The organism is Paenarthrobacter nitroguajacolicus, from assembly GCF_031455195.1.
Classification (GTDB): Bacteria; Actinomycetota; Actinomycetes; order Actinomycetales; family Micrococcaceae; genus Arthrobacter; species Arthrobacter nitroguajacolicus_D.
The window spans coordinates 55,400-72,325 of the sequence record NZ_JAVDSH010000004.1 but is presented as its reverse complement, the minus strand read 5'-3'; the positions used below and the strand labels follow the sequence as shown (position 1 = coordinate 72,325).

19 protein-coding genes are annotated in these 16,926 nt (G+C 63.2%); 11 read left to right on the top strand and 8 right to left on the bottom strand.

The genetic code is table 11. The annotated features are described in order from the left end of the window. Positions 1–11: 11 nt before the first annotated feature. Entirely contained in the window at positions 12–581 is a 570-nt protein-coding gene (locus J2Y68_RS09945) for a hypothetical protein (protein WP_309992795.1), read from the bottom strand. Between the two features lie 307 nt (positions 582–888). Between J2Y68_RS09945 and J2Y68_RS09940 the strand changes: the two genes are divergently transcribed. Further along, positions 889–2,097: an aspartate transaminase gene (locus tag J2Y68_RS09940; RefSeq protein ID WP_309992793.1), complete on the top strand. Its 1,209-nt coding sequence runs from the start codon at positions 889–891 to the stop codon at positions 2,095–2,097. Positions 2,098–2,119: 22 nt separating this feature from the next. Beyond that, the gene (locus J2Y68_RS09935) at positions 2,120–2,794 is read left to right on the top strand and encodes a 4-carboxy-4-hydroxy-2-oxoadipate aldolase/oxaloacetate decarboxylase (RefSeq protein ID WP_309992790.1); all 675 of its coding nucleotides are present in this window, start codon (positions 2,120–2,122) and stop codon (positions 2,792–2,794) included. Positions 2,795–2,962: 168 nt separating this feature from the next. On the opposite strand, the gene J2Y68_RS09930 is transcribed toward J2Y68_RS09935, so the two are convergent. Continuing rightward, positions 2,963–3,184, bottom strand: a complete 222-nt coding sequence (locus J2Y68_RS09930) for a hypothetical protein (protein WP_309992788.1) — start codon at positions 3,182–3,184, stop codon at positions 2,963–2,965. 124 nt (positions 3,185–3,308) lie between these two features. Next, positions 3,309–4,262, bottom strand: coding sequence for a LysR substrate-binding domain-containing protein (locus J2Y68_RS09925; RefSeq protein ID WP_309992785.1), 954 nt, complete (start codon positions 4,260–4,262; stop codon positions 3,309–3,311). 332 nt (positions 4,263–4,594) lie between these two features. On the opposite strand from J2Y68_RS09925, the gene J2Y68_RS09920 reads away from it, so the two are divergent. The 6 genes from J2Y68_RS09920 (at position 4,595) to J2Y68_RS09895 (ending at position 9,743) form a co-directional block, all read left to right on the top strand. Further along, complete coding sequence (locus tag J2Y68_RS09920) at positions 4,595–5,383, top strand: LamB/YcsF family protein (protein WP_309992783.1); 789 nt, start codon at positions 4,595–4,597, stop codon at positions 5,381–5,383. Between the two features lies 1 nt (position 5,384). Further along, positions 5,385–6,122 (top strand): 5-oxoprolinase subunit B family protein, encoded by a 738-nt coding sequence (locus J2Y68_RS09915; RefSeq protein WP_309992780.1) that lies wholly within the window; start codon positions 5,385–5,387, stop codon positions 6,120–6,122. Then, complete coding sequence (locus tag J2Y68_RS09910) at positions 6,119–7,132, top strand: 5-oxoprolinase subunit C family protein (RefSeq protein ID WP_309992778.1); 1,014 nt, start codon at positions 6,119–6,121, stop codon at positions 7,130–7,132. Before J2Y68_RS09915 ends, J2Y68_RS09910 begins: the two co-directional genes overlap by 4 nt. Positions 7,133–7,187: 55 nt before the next feature. Further along, complete coding sequence (locus J2Y68_RS09905) at positions 7,188–8,528, top strand: MFS transporter (protein ID WP_231340885.1); 1,341 nt, start codon at positions 7,188–7,190, stop codon at positions 8,526–8,528. Between the two features lie 85 nt (positions 8,529–8,613). Further along, a complete protein-coding gene (locus J2Y68_RS09900) occupies positions 8,614–9,363 on the top strand; it encodes an SDR family oxidoreductase (RefSeq protein WP_309992774.1) in 750 nt (249 codons plus the stop codon). Between the two features lie 146 nt (positions 9,364–9,509). Continuing rightward, complete coding sequence (locus J2Y68_RS09895; protein ID WP_207595360.1) at positions 9,510–9,743, top strand: hypothetical protein; 234 nt, start codon at positions 9,510–9,512, stop codon at positions 9,741–9,743. A gap of 168 nt (positions 9,744–9,911) precedes the next feature. Here the strand turns inward: J2Y68_RS09895 and J2Y68_RS09890 are convergent, their stop codons facing one another. The 4 genes from J2Y68_RS09890 to purB form a co-directional block, all read right to left on the bottom strand. Beyond that, positions 9,912–10,346: an acyl-CoA thioesterase gene (locus J2Y68_RS09890; RefSeq protein ID WP_159706417.1), complete on the bottom strand. Its 435-nt coding sequence runs from the start codon at positions 10,344–10,346 to the stop codon at positions 9,912–9,914. Between the two features lie 61 nt (positions 10,347–10,407). Continuing rightward, the gene (locus J2Y68_RS09885) at positions 10,408–10,911 is read right to left on the bottom strand and encodes a GNAT family N-acetyltransferase (protein ID WP_309992769.1); all 504 of its coding nucleotides are present in this window, start codon (positions 10,909–10,911) and stop codon (positions 10,408–10,410) included. 183 nt (positions 10,912–11,094) lie between these two features. Next, positions 11,095–11,757 (bottom strand): histidine phosphatase family protein, encoded by a 663-nt coding sequence (locus tag J2Y68_RS09880; RefSeq protein ID WP_309992766.1) that lies wholly within the window; start codon positions 11,755–11,757, stop codon positions 11,095–11,097. A 256-nt stretch (positions 11,758–12,013) separates the two neighbouring features. Then, a complete protein-coding gene (purB, locus tag J2Y68_RS09875; RefSeq protein WP_309992764.1) occupies positions 12,014–13,420 on the bottom strand; it encodes an adenylosuccinate lyase in 1,407 nt (468 codons plus the stop codon). A gap of 174 nt (positions 13,421–13,594) precedes the next feature. Between purB and J2Y68_RS09870 the strand changes: the two genes are divergently transcribed. Next, positions 13,595–13,906 (top strand): hypothetical protein, encoded by a 312-nt coding sequence (locus tag J2Y68_RS09870; RefSeq protein ID WP_309992761.1) that lies wholly within the window; start codon positions 13,595–13,597, stop codon positions 13,904–13,906. Continuing rightward, positions 13,906–15,255 carry a hypothetical protein gene (locus tag J2Y68_RS09865; RefSeq protein WP_309992759.1) on the top strand — a complete coding sequence of 450 codons (1,350 nt, stop codon included), beginning with the start codon at positions 13,906–13,908 and terminating at the stop codon, positions 15,253–15,255. Before J2Y68_RS09870 ends, J2Y68_RS09865 begins: the two co-directional genes overlap by 1 nt. Positions 15,256–15,266: 11 nt before the next feature. On the opposite strand, the gene J2Y68_RS09860 is transcribed toward J2Y68_RS09865, so the two are convergent. Further along, positions 15,267–15,695 (bottom strand): phage holin family protein, encoded by a 429-nt coding sequence (locus tag J2Y68_RS09860; protein WP_309992757.1) that lies wholly within the window; start codon positions 15,693–15,695, stop codon positions 15,267–15,269. 72 nt (positions 15,696–15,767) lie between these two features. Here J2Y68_RS09860 and J2Y68_RS09855 point away from each other — a divergent pair, with 72 nt between their 5' ends. Continuing rightward, complete coding sequence (locus J2Y68_RS09855; protein ID WP_309992755.1) at positions 15,768–16,886, top strand: histidinol-phosphate transaminase; 1,119 nt, start codon at positions 15,768–15,770, stop codon at positions 16,884–16,886. Positions 16,887–16,926 lie beyond the last annotated feature (40 nt).

Sequence of the window (16,926 nt, the reverse complement as noted above, 5' to 3'; positions counted from 1 at the left end):
GGCGGCAGGGTTCAACGGTGGGTGGGCTCAGGGCCGGGCTTATCGGTGGCGGGGCGGGCGAGGCCCCGGCTGGCGCGGCGGATGTGGTCCGGAGTGAGGCCGGTCAAAGAAGCGAGCTCGAGGTCATCGCAGACCTGATTCCGGAGGGCCGTCACGATCAAGTCTGCGCGACGTTCCATGATCTGATCCCGGCGGCCTTCGACCGCCCTGAGCTCATCGGTTTTCTGCTGGAGTGCGGACATATGTGCGTTACGGGGGAGTCCGCTCGGATGGACATCGTCATAAGCCAAACCGATGGTCCTGACAGTCCTCACGTTCTCCCTGGTGATCGCAGAGATGGTGGCAAGGGTGAGCCCGTCCTCAATCGCCTGGGCAATCAATTCGTTCCTGGCCGCGGTCAACGTGCGGATGGCACTGGCCGCGTGGGACAGGAGTTGCCGATGAACCCCCAGCGCGCGCGCCAGCCTGGCATGCTCGGCACGATCCGAAGCCTGGGGCGCCTTGGCCCGGTAGGCGTACCGTCCACTGGCTGGGCGGGTGTGCAGGGAAACGGCCGAGGCTGAGCGGGTTCGTGGTGGCATTGGCTCCCTTTCGGCTTGAGAACAGGTGTGTGATCCCTCGAATGTAGGCGTCGATGGCGCGGGCAAGGAAATACCAAAACCGAGTGAAGCCATAAGCAAAGTGCATGGAAGAAGCGCCCCAAAGCGCGTTCTTACGCACTCTGTGCGCGTCATGAGTTCTGAAAACCCTATACAGGGATCCCTGTCATAAGACCCGCTTATAGATCCACGCACATTCGGTCTTATCCAGCGCACCCCCTCAGTACCTAGTCTCGAAAAAGGGATCCGCGAATCCGCGCGTCCCGAGTTCCACATTCCTGGAGGAGACATGTCCGAGTTCCTGCCGGCGTCGAGGGTCACCCGCATCAAGGCCTCAGCCAGCGTTGCCGCGGCCGCCCGCGTCCGCGAACTGAAAGCCGAAGGCGTCCAGATCATCGACCTCACCGTCGGCGAGCCGGACTTCGACACCCCGGAGCACATCAAGGCCGCAGCGAAAGAGGCGATCACCAACGGTGAGACCAAATACACCTCGGTGACCGGCACGCCCCAGCTGCAGGCCGCCATCCTGGACAAGATCGAGCGGGACGCCGGGCACCGTTACGGGAGCAACCAGCTCACCATCGGCGGCGGTGCCAAGCAGGTCCTCTATGTTGCCCTGATGGCCTCTCTCAACGAAGGCGACGAAGTGATCGTCCCGGCGCCGTACTGGGTTTCGTATCCAGACATGGTCCTGGCCAACGACGGAACCCCGGTGATCGTCGCGTGCGGCGAGGACGTTGGCTTCAAGCTCACGCCGGACGCCCTCCGCGAAGCCATCACGCCCAAGACCACATGGCTCATTCTCAACGCCCCGTCCAACCCGACCGGCGCCGTCTACACCCGCGAGGAACTGCAGGCGCTCGCCGAAGTCCTGGAGCAGCACCCACACGTCTTCATCCTCACCGACGAGATCTACGACGAAATCCACTTCGGTGACGGCCGCGTCACCAGCCTGGTCACCGCCGCACCGGCACTGAAAGACCGGATCCTGCTGGTCAACGGTGTCTCCAAGGCTTACGCGATGACCGGTTGGCGGCTCGGCTACGGCGTGGGACCCGCACCCTTGGTCGCGGCGATGAACAAGCTGCAGTCGCAAACCTCGTCCTGCCCGTCCTCCATCAGCCAGGCGGCCGCCGTTGCTGCGCTGAATGGTGACCAGGCTTTCGTTCGAGACAGCGTGGAGGTCTATCGCAAACGCCGGGACGCCGCCGTCGAGGGTTTGAACGCTATTGAGGGGTTGTCGGTCGCGCCGGCTGAAGGCGCCTTCTACGCCTACGTGAACTGCAGCGGGGTGATCGGCAAGACCACGCCGGACGGCACGGTCATCGAGAACGACCAGGACTTCACGCTCTACCTGTTGGATGCCGCCCGGGTGGCTGTCATCCAAGGCTCGGCCTACGGCCTGGGCCCCTACTTCCGGATCTCCTTCGCCACCTCGCTGGAGACCATCAACGCCGGCGTGGATTCGATCCGCGACGCCGTCAACGCCCTGACCTAAGCCCCAGAGAAAGAACCCGAACATGATCCACGTCAAGACCAAATTCGAGCGCCCGGACGCTGACGTCGTCAACCGCCTCGCCGCCTTTTCCTCCGCTACGATCCACGAAGCCCAAGGCCGCCGCGGCGCACTGAGCTCCAGGATCAAGCCGATCGACCGCTCCATGTCCTTCTGCGGCCCGGCCGTCACCGTCGCGTGTGCACCGCAGGACAACCTCATGCTCCAGGTGGCCATCCACTACGCGCAGGCTGGCGACGTGGTGTTGGTCGGTGCGCAGGAAATGGCCGAGGCCGGCACGTTCGGCGACGTCCTGGGCAACGCCATGAAGGCCAAGGGCATCGCCGCGATGGTCACCGACTCCGGCGTGCGCGACACCCAGGACCTGATCGAGCTGGGCCTGCCCGTGTTCTCCGGCAGCGTCAGCATCAAGGGCACCGTTAAGGAAACGTTGGGCCCCATCAACCACCCCATCGTCTTCGGAGACGAAATCATCTACCCCGGCGACATCCTCCGCGGTGATGCCGACGGCGTTGTGGTGGTCCGCCGCGAAGAGGCCGAGGAAGTCATCGCACTGTCCCAGGCCCGCGACGACCACGAACGCGAACTCATCAAGCTCTACCACGACGGCGGCAACACCATTGAGCTGTGCGGCCTGACGGAGAAGCTGAAAGAGAAGGGCCTCCTGGTCGAAGACTAGGAGCTCCGGCCCGGACCGGCCGCTGCTGGTACATCAGCAGCGGCCGGTCTTTGGCGTGCCGTTGACTCTTTGGCTTGCTGTATTCGAGCACAAGAAAGGCGCCTTGCCGGTGGCAGGGCGCCTCAACGTGGTGCAGATTCGGTTAAGGTACGACGGCGGGTGGCCGGGTCAGTCGAGGCCGGCGCGACCGGGCCGGGTGTCCACCAAGTGCCATTCAATGCTGTTGCCCGCGTGCGCCGGCATCAGGCTTCCTTCAAAGACGAACAGCGGTTCGCCGATCCCGCCAAGGGGGCGCCAGAAGCCGTTCCGTGGGCAATGGAATCCGGTTCGTGCGCTGAGGGTTCCGCGGGTTGGATTCGACACCCATCCGGCTGTGCTGATCTTTTTCACCGTTGTTTCCTTTGAACGTGCCCGCGGAATCCGTGAGCTGGTTTCGAATTGTTTGCTGATTCGATATTAGGAAATTAAAACGGTCTTGAATAAGACCAAAGCTGTCTGTCCGGATAAGGCTTTGTTATGGATGGGCCGGGAGTTGCACGGGGTCGGTCCCGTACTTGTTGATCAGTTGCTGATGGAGCATCTCTTTGACCACCAGCAGCACGGCAGACGCGGCCTCGGACAAGGGCTCGTGGTCCGGGGTGCACAGGGCGATCTTGCTCTGCAGGCCGGGTTCCACGATCCGCAGCACCTTGAAGTCCTGGTCCGGGAAGAGGGCATCCGCTGCTGATTTGGGCAACACCGTGCCGCCGAGGTTCGCCCGGATGAGCCTGGTCAGGGAAGGGACGGATTCCACTTCGCCCACCAGCCTCAAAGGCAGGTCCTGGTCCGCCAAGCCTTTTTCGATGAGCTGGCGAAGGGTGTGGTTCTTCTCCGGCAGGAACAGCCCTACTGTGCTGGCTTCCGCAAGCGTGATGGTGTTCTTGCCGTCTTTGCCGGGGGCGAGGTCCACGTCCGGGTGCACCACCAGGTGGAGGTCTTCGACGATCATGGTGGTGAATTGAACGCCCCGGATCTTTCCAGGCTCGTAAATCAACGCCATGTCGAGGCGGCCGTTCTTGATGGCTTCGCTCAGGACTCCGCCAAAAATCTCGGTCAGGTGGACCACGATATCCGGGTAGCGGCGGCCGACCTCGCTGATGATCTGGGGAGTCAGGCTGGAGGCCATGCTGTACGGCGCGATGGCAATGGACACCCGGCCCGAGGGTGCGGCGCCGGAGGAAGCGACGTCCTGGCGGGCTTGCTCCACCAGCCGCAGGATCGACTGTGCATGGCGGTAGAGCGTGTGCCCGGCTGCCGTGGGTTCGACGCCTTGCTTGCTGCGGATCAGCAGCCGCTGCTTGAGATCGTTCTCCAGTGCCGAGACTTGCTGGCTGAGGGCCGGCTGGGCCACATGGAGGGCAGCCGCGGCCTTCGTGATGCTCCCGGAGTCAACGATCTGAACGAAGTATGAGAGCTTCCGCGTGTCCATGGATGTACCTTCCTGGAGCCGTGCCCCGTGGGTGGGAAGTCCCCTGGGTGGCAGGTCCCGATGTTCAAATATAGACGCATCTCCCAGCAGGGTTCCGCTGGGACCCATGCCACAGGGCCGGGTGGTGTACGTCATAACGGAGACCTATCACGGGATAGCTATTAGGTCTTTGTGCAGGGGTCCCGACGGGTGCGAGACTTTTGGAACGAACTTCAGACAACGCCCTCGATTTACTCCGGCGACTGCCATTTACCGGGAATTCTTTTATGACCCATTACGCGGCGTTGGCAAATTCCCGCATTACCTGCAGAACCACACGGAAAGAGAACCACGTGAACCCGATAATTGATCTTGTAGCGGATCTTGGAGAGGGATTTGGCGCCTACACCATTGGCGACGATTCCGAGCTCCTGGAGATCGTTTCAAGCGCCAATATCGCGTGCGGGTTCCATGCCGGTGATCCGGACATCATGGCGGCCACGGTGGCTGAGTGCGTTCGCCGCGGAGTCGGCATCGGGGCACATCCAAGCTTCCCTGACCTGCGAGGGTTCGGACGGCGGGACATGGGCCTCACTGCCGACGAGGTCCGGAACGATGTTCTGTATCAGCTGGGCGCGTTGAACGGCTTCGCCGCTTTCCACGGCACCAAGGTCACGCACCTGGCCCCGCACGGCCGGCTTGGCAACCTCGTCGCAGTCCGCGACGACTATGCCAAGGCTGTGGCTGAAGCCGCGGTCCGCGTCGACAACGAACTGATCGTGGTGGCCCAGGAAGGCGAACTGGCTGCAGCGTCACGCGACGCCGGGCTGGACGTCGCAATCGTGGGCATCGTGGACCGCGCCTACCAGGAAGGCGGCACGCTGGTTCCCCGCAGCCAGCCCGGTGCCGTGCTGCATGATCCTACGGAGATCGTGGACCGTACCCTGCGCATGGTGGTTGAGGGCAAGGTCCGCTGCGCCAACGGTGCGGACCTGGACATCGCCGTGGACACCCTCCTCCTGCACGGGGACAACCCTGGCGCCGTGCAGCTGGCCCGTCGGATCCGTTCGGAACTCATTACCGCCGGTGTCCACATCGCACCCCTGGCTGAGGTCATGGACGCAAAGAAGAAAGCGGCCTGACATGTCCGTCCTCACAGCGTCTCCCACCGAGATCTACGAGTCCGGAGACTCCGCAGTGCGTGTGGTTGCCATCTCCGAAGCGAGCGAACAGAACTGGCTCACCGTCCATGGGCTGGCCAACTGGCTCGAAAACTGCGGTGCCGAAGGTCTACACGGCGCGGTTCCCACCTACGATTCGGTGTTGGTGGAGTTCGATCCCCTCCTCGTTTCTGCCCGCCAGGTCCGGGCCTTCGTGAAGCTGGGACTGTTGGAGCTCGCCCACGCCGACGAGTCCGCAAAAGCACCCCGCGAGTTCGATGTCCCCGTCGTGTATGGCGGCGGGTACGGCCCCGACTTGGAGCGCGTCGCTGAGCACCAGGGGATCTCCGTGGAGGAGGTCATCCGCCTCCACATCGAAAAGACGTACACCGTCCGCTGCCTCGGCGCGCCCGCCGGGTCCCCGATGATGGACGGGCCCGCATTCCCCAAGCCCGTGCCGCGGCTCAAGGATCCCCGGCTCAGCGTCCCGGCTGGAGCCGTCTCCGTGGCCGGTCGGCAGGCAGTCATCGCTCCGGCAATGGCCCCGGGTGGTTGGTGCGTCATCGGACAGACTCCCTTGTCGGTACTGAACATTCACCGCGAGCCTCTGGTGCCTTACGAGCCGGGGGACATCCTGCGGTTCCGCCAGATCCGCCCAGAGGAGTTCAGCGACTACGCCGGCCTGGAGCTGGAACCCTTGGAACCAGGAGTGCAGCCATGACCGGCGAAATCCTCATCCAGCAGCCAGGCAACTCGGTGGTTACTGACCTCGGCAGGACCCGTGGCCCCCGCTTCGGCCTTCCGGTCAACGGGGCCCTGGACCAGTACTCGGCCCGTGCCGCCAACATCCTGGCAGGGAACCTGGACAACCATCCCCTGGTGGAGATCGCGGCCCTGGACTTCCGGATGAAGGCCACCACCGACATCCTGATCGCCGTCACCGGGGCTCCCCTGACGCTCACAGTTGGTGGTCGTCAGGCGAGCCAGTGGGAACCAGTGTCGGTGCGCGCCGGAGAAACAGTGTCCGTCCGCGGAATCCACTGCGGCCTCCGCGCGTACCTGGCGATCCACGGCTCCATCGAGGCAGAAACCCTGCTGGGCAGTGTAGCTCCGGACACCGTGGTGGGCTTCGGACTGCAACTCAAGGAAGGCACCCGCCTCCTGACCCGCAGGAGCGTTGGCCCCGTACGCCAGCCCTACTTCGACCTTCCCCTTTTCCGGCTGGGACTTGAACGCCCCAGCATGGACTCAGACCTGTTGGTCGACGTGACCGACGGACCGGACGTCGCCGAGTTTGGCGAATCCGGTGAACTGCTCTTCACCTCGGAGTACGCCGTGAGCGGCCGCAGCAACCACATCGGCCTGCGGCTCGGCGGAGAACTTCCGGAAAGAACCTCAAACGGCGAGGTCCTGTCCCGCGGAGTGCCAGTGGGCGCCGTCGAGGTTCCCTCAAGGGAAGAGCTGCTGGTACTGCACCGGGGACGCGGCGTCACCGCCGGTTATCCCGTACTCGCAGTGGTCACCAGCACCGGACTGGATGTCCTGGCCCAAGCAAGGCCAGGGGACAAAGTCCGTTTTCGGAAAACCACAGTGGCAGAAGCAACTGCCGCCCATCGACGCTCGCGGACCCAGCTTGAGACCCTCCGCGAATCCGTCAACACCGTCTTCGGACTCCTCGGCATTGGATGCCGTCCCCAGTGGCAGGACCTACCGGTTGCGGCATGCAGCTAAAACCCTGTCGTCATACCAGTAGGCGTTGCTACGCTCATCCCAGTAAGGAAAAGTCATGACCGCAAGCACCAACGCTGCGCCAGTGCAGCATGAGCGGCTCACCAGCCGCCAAACCCGCAAGGTTGTCACCGCAGGTTGTGTTGGCATCTTCGTGGAGCTGTACGACAACGGCATTTTCGCCTTCATGGCGGGAACGCTGGCGCTCGTCTTCCTGGCGCCGGGCAATCCGGACAACGCCCTCCTCTTCGTGTTCGCAGGCTATGCGGTCTCCTTCTTCGTCCGCCCGCTCGGCGCAGTGGTGTGTGGCTACCTTGGTGACCGGATCGGCAGGCAAAAGCTACTGGTCTTCGTCATTCTGCTGATCAGTGTTGCCACCGCAGGTATTGGCCTGCTGCCCCCGTATGCGGCCATCGGCGTCGCGGCGCCGATCCTGTTGGTCCTTCTGCGTCTCCTGCAGGGCTTCTCGGTCGGTGGCGAAGCTGCCGGCGCCATGACCTTCCTCGCTGAACACGCCCCCGAAGGCAAGCGCGGCATCATCACCTCCTATGCGCAGATTGCTTCCTTCGCTGCTCTGCTTACCGGTACCTTGGTCGCCTTCTCCATGTCGCCGTGGCTCACCCAAGCAGCGATCGACGGCGGCGGGTTCGGTTCGTTCGCGTGGCGCATCCCGTTCCTGGTCGCCATCCCCATGGGGATCATCGGCTGGTACATCCGCAAGGCCATCAGCGATACCCCCAACTTCGAGAAGCTCAAGGAAGAGGGCGGTCTCTCCAAGAACCCGCTCAAGGAAGCTTTCCAGTCCAAGGAACACCGCCGTGCCATGCTCCTGGCCCTCTTCATCCCGCTGATGAACGGCTCCGGCTACTACGTTCTGTTCTCCTACATGCCCACATTCCTCAAGGGCAAGCAGCTGAACTTCACCATCGGCGAAGCCCTCCTTGTCACCGCTTGCAGCCTCGTGGTCATCTGCATCGCCATCCCGTTCATGGGAGCTTTGTCGGACCGCGTTGGCCGCAAGAAGGTCATCGCCGGATCCGCCATCGCCATGGCAGTCCTCGGCATCCCGTCCTACGCACTCATCGCCACCGGTGAAATGGGCCTGGCCATCCTCGGTGCCTGCATCATGGCCATCGTCTTCGCCGGCCACACCGCAGTCATCCATATCCTGATCGTGGAACTGTTCCCCACCCGCGTCCGCTACTCCGCGTACGGCCTTGGCTACAACATCTCCTCGGCCCTCTTCGGCGGCACGGCCCCGCTGCTCATGACCTGGCTGATCGGCAGCACCGGCAACATCTACATGCCCGCGTTCTACGCAGTCATCACGGCCCTCGGCACGCTGATCGCCGTCAGCACTGTCAAGGACCGGGCCCACGAACCGTTGCGCGACGCGTAGCCGCCACTCTCTCCGGCTCAGTGCGCCGGGCTTCCGGGCCCGGCGCACTGAGCCGCCAACGACTTCCCACCTTTTGGAGGACCCCATGTCTTTTTCCGACTACACCACAGCCCTCGTCACCGGAGCATCAACCGGTATGGGCGCAGCCATCGCCGAACGCCTCGCCAAGCGCGGCCTGACCGTGCACGCCGTGGCCCGCAACGAGGAACGCCTCGCCGAGTTGGCAGACCGCACCGGAGCAGTCCCGCACGTAGTGGACCTGACCGACACCGCCGCGCTGGCCGCCGTCGTGAGTGACCTCAAGGTGGACGTCCTGGTGAACTGTGCCGGTGTCTCCCGGCCAGGCAACATCCTGGACTCGTCCGAAGCGGACATTGACGAGCTGGTGGACGTGAATCTTCGCGGCCTTCTGCAGCTCACCCGCCTGGTGCTGCCCGGCATGGTGGAGCGCGACCTGGGGCATGTCATCAATATCAGCTCGATCGCCGGCGTGTACAACTTCTACGGCCACACGGTCTATCACGCCACCAAAGCCGCAGTGCACCAGATTTCCCGACAGCTCCGCAATGACACCGTGGGAAAGCGCATCCGCGTCACCGAGATTTGCCCGGGCCGCGTGGAGACTGAGATCTTCGGCCGCAACATGGGCGGCACGCCCGAGGCCATGGAAGAAGCCTGGCAGACCTACTACGAAGGCTACGAGTCGCTGACCACGGACGACATCGTCAATGCCCTGGACTACGCCATCGAAACGCCGCGCCACGTCAACGTGGGCATGCTCGAACTCATGCCGACGTTCCAGGTGCCCGGCGGCCTGACGTTCGACCGGCGCTGACGTTCGACCGCTGCTGATCCTTCCGGTCAGCAGCCCACAGGTTCCGGTGGCATCACTCCCGTCACCGGAAATACAAGCTGGCGGCCGCGTTCCCGCGGCCGCCAGCACCCGTTTTAACAGCTGTTTACGATCGAAAGCCACCGCAGATGAGAAGGGCACTGTGCCTCGCCGACCGGAAGGACTGGGACGCCGAGGACTTCGACAACCTTGATGAGTACCGGCAGGAACCGCGGCGGCAGCAATTGGTCTGTTTGGCTTGCGGAGGCAAGGCCATGTTCCGCTCAGCCGGTGTTGGCCGCAAGGCAACTTTCAGCGCGCGACACTCCGCCGACTGCTGCCTGAATTCCAGGTCCTGGACTGTCTTCCGGTACCTGCAGTAGGTTGCTCCGAGCACACGTCATCCTGCCGGCGACCTTGATCCGCGTGACGTTGACCAGCACCGGACCGGACCGCACCTTGGCGTTATCCCGTGCGCCGGAGTCAGCAAGCGGGACGGAACGTTGTGCCGCCATCCCAGCGTCCGGATTAAGCGCGCGACGCCGGGTGGTTCAGTCCTCGTCCAGCGTTTCCGTCAGGTGATGCGTGGGGATGCGGTCCCGGTCGTAGGTGATTTCCGTGTAGCCGTGCGGCTGCGGCCGTCCGTCGGCGCCCAGGTTTACGAAGACTATTTCCTCGATGGTCAAGATGGCCTGGCGGGTGATCATGTTGCGCACTTCGGCGCGCATGGTCAGGGAGGTGCGGCCGAAGCGCTTGGCCGTCAGCCCCATCTCGATCAGGTCGCCTTGCACAGCCGAGCTCACGAAGTTGATCTCGGAGATGTACTTGGTCACGGCCCGGCCGTTGCCAAGCTGGAGGATGGCGTAGATCGCTGCCTCTTCGTCGATCCACTTCAGCAGGCTGCCACCAAAGAGTGTGCCGTTGGCGTTCAGGTCCTCGGGCCGCACCCATTTGCGGGTGCGAAAGGTGATGTCTGCTTTTTCCATAATCCGAGATTATCGAACTGTGGCGCCCTCCGCTTGATGTTGCTTACCGTCGCGGCTCAGCTCAGGCCATTGCCGTGTGCGAGGCACTGTGGGAGTCGATCCGCTTGGAGTAGCAGTACGATTCGTTCACCCCGACATAAGGGCCAAAATTCGGTACCGGAGCGAACCCTGCACTTTCATAGAAGCTCCTTCCATCCGACTGGGCCGAACCTGCCTCCGCCGCAATCACACTGAAGCCGTGGGAATGCGCCTGGGCTTCAAGGGCCGCCAGGATGGAGCTGGCGACTCCGGAGCCTCGGGCGTAGGGCACCACGTACAGCCTCTTGATCTCCGCTGTTTTCTCGTCGAGCATCCTCAGGCCGCCACAGCCCAGCGGCTGTCCCGAGCATTTCTCATAGGCCACAACAAACACTGCGGTGTCGGCTTCCGACGGAGGCGGGCCAGGCTCGTGATCCGTGCTCCCGAACCGTGTATCCAGTTCGGCCTGCTGCGCGGCGCGGAGGTCTGCGCCCACGGGGTTGGCCCATGTGACCTGCCGGATGTTGAGCCGTGGGTTGGTCTGCATCTTGCCTCTTTTCGCCGGGTTTCGGGGAGGTGTCTATGCGTCTCAAGCCTAGGCAGCGGTGGTTTCCGCAGTGTTTCCTGCGCGTAAGCGTCGGGAGAATTGCCGGGCGTTCACGCGTTGCTGGGCCCGGTCTGCACCTTTCGGAGTGGTTTTAGGGTGAAGAGCGGGCCTCGCAGTGTCAGATCAGGGTTGGAGAGCTTCGCCCGTGGGGTCCTCTGCGGTCCGATCGGCCAGGGCCATGCCGCCCACGGGAATCTGGTCCCAGTGCAGCACCTTCCAGCCGTTCTCCGGGTCGCCTTGGAGAGCCACGATTCCTGTGTTTGGCAGTTGATGAGTTTCGGCGAATACCGTGTCGATGTCCGTTGCCCTGCGTCCTGCCCAGCAGCGGATCGCAGCACCGTGGCTGACAATTGCGGCCGTTTGATGTCCCGCCGCCGCTACCTGCACTATCGAAGCATCGAACCGGGCGAAGAAGTCGTGCCCGGTGAAGGCACCCGGCATCCGGACGTCCAAGTCGCCGTCCGTCCAGGCGAAAACTGTGCCCATGTAGCGCATGTGCGATTCGTGGTCGGTCTTCTTCTCAAGTGCGCCGGCCTCGATTTCGTGGACCCCGTCCAGGATTGTCGGCTTCAAGCCAGTAGCCTTCGCCAAGGGTGCCACGGTCCGCTGGGTCCGCAACAGGGTGGAGGTGTACAGGGCCTCAATGCCTTCGCCCGCCAACGCCTCCGGCAACGCAGCCGCCTGTCGCTCCCCAAGTTCGGTCAGGCCAGGTCCAGGAAAAGCCGTGTCCAACTGGCCAGCAACATTTCCGGGGGTCTGTCCGTGCCTGATCAACAGGAGCTTCATGGCCGCTCCGCTCCTCTACGTCTAGCTGTTCGGGTGTGGACTGGCTGCGCTCCTGCCCGGTTGCTTCAAGCCAATCAGCTGCATCAGCCCGGCGAGAGCCCGACACGCCGTGTCTCGAACCCTTGGACGGGATGCTAAGGAAAACAACTGGGAAGGAGCGCTCTTCCGCCTGCCCACTGATACGTCCACGACGCGTTAAACGCCGACGGCGGGACGAGGCACCCAGCCCCGGCCCGCCGTCGTCGAACGTTGCGTCCTACTGCAGGTGGTCCACCAGCTTGTCGGCGATGCCGGTGTACTTCCCCGGGGTCAGCGCCAGCAGGCGGGCTTCCGCGTCGGCCGAGAGGCCCAGGCCCTGAACGAATTCCTGCATGCGGGCTCCGTCCACGCGCTGGCCGCGGGTGAGGTCCTTGAGGCGCTCGTAGGGGTTTTCCATGCCTTCGACGCCTGCGATGGCCTCGGCGCGCATGACCATCTGGATGGCCTCACCCAGGACTTCCCAGTTGGTGTCGAGGTCGCCGGCGAGGACTTCCTCGGCCACATCGAGGGCCTTGAGGCCCTTGGCGACGTTGGAGATCGCGAGCAGCGAATGGCCGAAGGCTACGCCGATGTTGCGCTGGGAGGAGGAGTCCGTGAGGTCGCGCTGCCAGCGGGAAGTGACCAGCGTTGCCGCCAGGGTGTCAAGGAGGCCGTTGGAGATTTCCAGGTTGGCTTCGGCGTTTTCGAAGCGGATCGGGTTGACCTTGTGCGGCATAGTGGATGACCCGGTGGCGCCGGCAACCGGAATCTGGCGGAAGTAGCCGATGGAGATGTAGCTCCAGATGTCCGTGCAGACGTTGTGCAGGATGCGGTTGAAGCGCGCAATGTCTGCGTAGAGCTCAGCCTGCCAGTCGTGGCTTTCGATCTGCGTGGTCAACGGGTTCCACGTGAGGCCAAGGCCTTCCACGAACGACTTGGCGACGCCTTCCCAGTCCGCACTCGGGACGGAGGCTACGTGGGCGGCGTAGGTGCCGGTAGCGCCGTTGATCTTGCCCAGGTATTCGGTCTTGGCGATGCGTGCCAGCTGGCGGTTCAGGCGGTGCGCAATGACAGCCAGTTCCTTGCCCAGCGTCGTGGGCGTCGCCGGTTGGCCGTGGGTGCGGGACAGCATGGGCACCGAGCGGTTCGCTTCTGCCATGGCTTCGATCTGCTGGACCAGGGCGGTGGCGTTGGGCAGCCACACGTTCTCCACGGCACCCTTGATGCCCACAGCGTAGGAGAGGTTGTTGACGTCCTCGGATGTGCAGCCGAAGTGCACCATGGCCGTCAGGTGTTCGATCCCGATGGCGGGCAGGCGACGGCCGATATAGTACTCGACTGCCTTGACGTCGTGGACCGTTACGGCCTCGATTTCGGCAAGTTCGTTCACCGATGCGGCGTCGAATTCGCTAACGATGGCACGCAGCTTGGCGTTCTGCTCGTCCGACAGGGGGCCGGCGCCCGGCAGTACCGACTGGCTGGTCAGGTGAATCAGCCACTCGACTTCGACGTGAACGCGATCGCGGTTCAGGGCCGCCTCGGACAGGTAGTCGACGAGGGGCGCGACGGCGGCGCGGTAGCGGCCGTCAAGGGGGCCAAGGGCGAGGGGTTCGGAAGCGAGGGACACGCGAGGGGATTCAGCCATGATGCCTATTCTTTCATGCTCGGCGCGGAGGCCGGGAGTTGGTGACAGGGCTATGTGGACAGCCCCTCGGGTTATCCACATACACGACGGCGGCGCTTCCGTCAGGTGATGGCGCTCCGTAGCGTCGTATCAACCAATCAACCAATCAACCAAACAATCAAGGAGTACATGGCCATGAGCGTCGGCCTGATGCCAGCAGCCAACCCGCCAGTCTTCGATCCCCTGGAATGCGCGTCACGTAGCCATGAAGTTCAGAGGCTCGCATGGCGTATCAAGGCATGCGTTGACCAGGCAGACGCCGTCCTGGCATCACTGCGACGGGCGCAGATGGAGCATTGGCTATCCCCAGCAGGACGCGCCTACCGGACCACCCTTGCCGTGCACGCATCTGCGCTGATGAGGGCCCGGGAGTCCTTGGATTCCGCGGTGGCCCGGGTGCTCCGGCACTCCCAGAACGTGTCCGTCTCGGGCGAGAGGGGTCCGTGATGTCTGACGCAGCTCCGGTGGGTGCTGGTGAAGCGCCTAAGGCCCTGCCGCCGGCTCCAGATGGGCCCCTCGCTATCAGGGGCGGAGTGGGAGGGGTGTCATTCCAGCTTGAGGAACTGCTTCGGGGTGCCAGCCAGCTTGATGACTTGGTTCAACAGCTCCTTGGGATCGAAGCGGAGGCACGGCGGGTCCAGGATGACCTGGAGCCCTTCCTCCACGACTCCTATGGTTCCGGGTGCGATGCCATCAATGCGGTAGCTGATAGCCGTCAAGAAGTGGGGCGGGTGCGTCAGAAACTGGTGGAAGTCAGCTCAGATGTGCGGGCCAGCCACCGGGCCTACGTTGAGGCGGAGGCCAAGACTGCGCTCCCGCGGATTCTCAGCATTGACGAGATGCGGTTGACCAGCCAGCCTTGGCCCCCGGGCCGGGCGGTAACGAGCAATATCGCAACAGCCATCGTGCCGTTCTGGCTTGGCACGCGGGGAGCCGTGCGGGGTGTCCTGGGGTCACCCTTCCGTCCTGACCTGCGGCCAAGGCCCGTGAGCGTGGAAAGAACCACCGAATCGGTCGAGAACGTGGAACCCACCATGGGGGCGAGCCTCCGCCGACTGGAGGAGCTCCACGCCCGAGGGGACGGCGAGATTGAGGTCATTCGCCTGGAGGACAAAGGCCCTGCAACATGGATGGTCCTGATCCCTGGAACCCAGCCCGATTCACCGGCAACCAACCCTTTCGACATGCAGGGAATTGGAGAAGGGCTGGGTTACGACTCCGAAGAGATCATCCCTGCCATAAGCCAGGCGCTCCACGAGGCGGGTGCCGAATCCGGGGATCAGGTGGTGGCCGTAGGGCACAGCCAGGGAGGTATCCACGCGATGAACCTGGGCCAGAACAAAGCGTTCCTCAGCGAATTCGACCTCAAGTTTGTGCTGACGGCCGGAGCACCCGTTGGCGGGATCACCGCTGAACCAGGAATCAGTTCGCTGCATTTGGAACACGCTCAGGACTGGGTTCCCGGCACTGACGGCCGGATGAATCCTGACACGAAGGACAGGGTGACGGTGACGATCAACAACGAGGTGAGGACGCCGGATGGGGAAGGGCTCGGACTTGGCCCGGGGCACAACCAGGAGTACTACGCGGAAGGAGCGGACCGTGTGGGCGCGAGCCACGACGAATCCCTGATGGCCTCCACCGCGGTGTTCGCAAGCGTAGTTGGGGCTGGCGGGGCAGCCAAGGTCACCCGTTACAAGTTGATGAGGGCGCCCTTGCCCGCTCCGTCGGCGGGCATCAAGCCTGACGTGCCACCGACGGTCCGGGAGGCGAAAACGGCGGCAGGGACGCGGTGATGCGGTCCTGGCTAGCGCTTCCGGGCTCCAGGGATGAGCCCGGCAACCATGGAAATGATGCTGATGATGATTGAGGCCAGGATGGCCGTCCAGAAGAAGGAGTCCAGGGTGAGGTGTACTGGAGTGAAGCTGCTGAGCCATGCCGTCAGGTACAGCATCGCGGCATTAATGACGATGGTGAACAAGCCAAGCGTCAGGATGGTCACCGGTAGGGACAGTAGCCTTACCAAGGGGCGGACGAAGGCGTTCACCACACCGAATATCACGCCGATGAACAGGTACGCCAGGATGATGCCGGCTGTGTCTGCCCCTTGGGTTAGTCCCGCGTTGGTGGCAGCCTTTTCGGTGGCGTTGGTGGTGATGTCCATGCCCTCCAGCAACCACGTAGCCACCCAGAGGGCAAGCCCGTTGATCAGGACGCGAATGATGAATGAACCCATGGCCCTATGCTTTCACACGGACCTGTTAAAGGGGTCGGCATCACCTGCGGAAGGGCAAGTAGGCTTGAAGCCATGACTACTACTGACAACGCACCGGAGGGCGTACTCCCTCGTCCGGTCGTAGACAGGCTCCCTAAATACGCGGCAGGTAAACCACCAGTTCCGATTGAGGGCCTCACCAGCTACAAATTGTCGTCCAACGAAAACCCGCTGCCGCCAATTCCTGCAGTGTTGCAGGCCATTGCCGACCAGTCCGACATCAACCGCTACCCGGATCCGCTGGCCACAAAGCTTCGCACCGCCCTTGCAGGATTCCTCAACGTCCCCGCTGACGATGTTGTCACGGGTGCTGGAAGCCTGGGGGCGCTGAACCAGATCCTCGCCACCTTTGCCGGACAAAACGACGACGGAAAGCCGGACGAGGTGATCTACGCCTGGCGTTCCTTTGAGGCCTACCCCATTTGCGTAGGTCTCGCTGGCGCTGCCAGTGTCCAGATACCCTTGCTGGCAGATGGCCGGCACGACCTCGAAACCATGGCTTCGGCGGTCACTGTGCGCACGAAAGTCATCCTTCTCTGTACTCCGAACAACCCCACCGGACCGATCCTCACCGCAGAGGAAACGGAGCGTTTCATCCAATCCGTGCCTTCAAACGTGGTGGTGGTCATCGATGAGGCCTACCAGGAATTCGTCCGCAACGATGACGCGGTGGACGGTATCAAGCTGTACCGGAAATATCCCAACGTCGTAGTGCTCAGGACCTTCTCCAAAGCGCACGGCTTGGCTGGATTGCGTGTGGGATACAGCGTTTCGGGGCCCTCGCTGACCCAGCACCTCCGGGTCACCGCCACCCCCTTTGCTGTTTCGCAAATCGCGGAACGCGCCGCTGTGACGTCGATCGAGCATTTCGACCAGGTTGTGGAAAGGGTACAAAGCCTTGTGGAGGAGCGCGACCGCGTTTCTGCCGGGCTGAAAGAATTGGGCTGGTTTGTCCCAGAAGCCCAAGGCAACTTCGTTTGGTTGAATCTCGGCGAGAACAGTGCTGATTTCGCGGCGTTGGCAGCGGAGCAGGCACTGTCGGTCCGGGCCTTTGCGAATGAAGGAGTCCGGGTAAGCATCGGCGAGGTTGAGGCCAATACCCGATTCTTGAATCTCTGTGCGAGTTATACAAAGGCTCCGCACGGTTCCTAGCGGTTAACAAATGCGCCTCCGTTACTTACTGCCGATAAAG

Coding starts and splice junctions, on each gene's coding strand:
- J2Y68_RS09900 (WP_309992774.1), top strand. CDS start 8,614: ATGTCTTTTTCCGACTACACCACAGCCCTCGTCACCGGAGCATCAACC.
- J2Y68_RS09880 (WP_309992766.1), bottom strand. CDS start 11,757: ATGAAGCTCCTGTTGATCAGGCACGGACAGACCCCCGGAAATGTTGCT.
- J2Y68_RS09925 (WP_309992785.1), bottom strand. CDS start 4,262: ATGGACACGCGGAAGCTCTCATACTTCGTTCAGATCGTTGACTCCGGG.
- J2Y68_RS09915 (WP_309992780.1), top strand. CDS start 5,385: ATGTCCGTCCTCACAGCGTCTCCCACCGAGATCTACGAGTCCGGAGAC.
- J2Y68_RS09940 (WP_309992793.1), top strand. CDS start 889: ATGTCCGAGTTCCTGCCGGCGTCGAGGGTCACCCGCATCAAGGCCTCA.
- J2Y68_RS09870 (WP_309992761.1), top strand. CDS start 13,595: ATGAGCGTCGGCCTGATGCCAGCAGCCAACCCGCCAGTCTTCGATCCC.
- J2Y68_RS09910 (WP_309992778.1), top strand. CDS start 6,119: ATGACCGGCGAAATCCTCATCCAGCAGCCAGGCAACTCGGTGGTTACT.
- J2Y68_RS09895 (WP_207595360.1), top strand. CDS start 9,510: ATGAGAAGGGCACTGTGCCTCGCCGACCGGAAGGACTGGGACGCCGAG.
- J2Y68_RS09885 (WP_309992769.1), bottom strand. CDS start 10,911: ATGCAGACCAACCCACGGCTCAACATCCGGCAGGTCACATGGGCCAAC.
- J2Y68_RS09855 (WP_309992755.1), top strand. CDS start 15,768: ATGACTACTACTGACAACGCACCGGAGGGCGTACTCCCTCGTCCGGTC.
- J2Y68_RS09945 (WP_309992795.1), bottom strand. CDS start 581: ATGCCACCACGAACCCGCTCAGCCTCGGCCGTTTCCCTGCACACCCGC.
- J2Y68_RS09905 (WP_231340885.1), top strand. CDS start 7,188: ATGACCGCAAGCACCAACGCTGCGCCAGTGCAGCATGAGCGGCTCACC.
- J2Y68_RS09890 (WP_159706417.1), bottom strand. CDS start 10,346: ATGGAAAAAGCAGACATCACCTTTCGCACCCGCAAATGGGTGCGGCCC.
- J2Y68_RS09860 (WP_309992757.1), bottom strand. CDS start 15,695: ATGGGTTCATTCATCATTCGCGTCCTGATCAACGGGCTTGCCCTCTGG.
- purB (WP_309992764.1), bottom strand. CDS start 13,420: ATGGCTGAATCCCCTCGCGTGTCCCTCGCTTCCGAACCCCTCGCCCTT.
- J2Y68_RS09935 (WP_309992790.1), top strand. CDS start 2,120: ATGATCCACGTCAAGACCAAATTCGAGCGCCCGGACGCTGACGTCGTC.
- J2Y68_RS09865 (WP_309992759.1), top strand. CDS start 13,906: ATGTCTGACGCAGCTCCGGTGGGTGCTGGTGAAGCGCCTAAGGCCCTG.